The 660-nt window shown below is 66.5% G+C and carries 1 protein-coding gene; it reads left to right on the plus strand.

Features of this window, described 5'->3' with window-relative positions; translation table 11 throughout:
- Positions 1 to 595 (plus strand): IS256 family transposase (locus ACSQ3P_RS31675; RefSeq protein WP_436169384.1); only part of this gene is annotated, 595 nt, incomplete at its 5' end.
- Positions 596 to 660: the final 65 nt, after the last annotated feature.

Genomic DNA, 660 nt, shown 5'->3' on the forward strand with positions numbered 1-660 from the left:
CGAGACCTTCTGGACCGCCTTCCTGCGCAAGCTGGCGCGGCGCGGCCTGCGCGGGGTCAAACTCGTCATCTCCGACAGCCATGAGGGCATCAAAGCCGCCGTCTCGAAGGTGCTCACCGCGACCTGGCAGCGCTGCCGCGTCCACTTCATGCGCAATGCGCTCGCTCATGCCGGCCGCAGCGGGCGGCGCGTCGTCTCAGCCTTCATCGCCACGGCCTTCGCCCAGGACGACGCCCATGCCGCGAGCCAGCAATGGCGCCGCGTCGCCGATCAGCTCAGGCCGACCGTCCCCAAGCTCGCCGCCCTGATGGACAACGCCGAGACCGATGTCCTCGCCTACATGACCTTCCCGACGCAGCATCGCGCCAAGCTGCACAGCACGAATCCCCTGGAGCGGCTCAACGGCGAGATCAAACGCCGCACAGAGGTCGTCGGCATCTTTCCCAACGAGGCCGCCATCACGCGGCTCGTCGGCGCCATTCTGCTCGAACAAAACGACGAGTGGGCCGTCCAGCGCGCCCGATACATCACGCTGGAAAGCATCGCGCCATTGAGCGATGATCCAATCGTCGGCATCCCAACATTGGCTGCCTGACCTTCCCGGCCCAGCCGGCCAACGTGGTGGCCATCACAAGCTACACCACGCTACGGGACACGACC

The organism is Allobosea sp. LjRoot9 (genome assembly GCF_964252745.1).
Classification (GTDB): Bacteria; Pseudomonadota; Alphaproteobacteria; order Rhizobiales; family Beijerinckiaceae; genus Allobosea.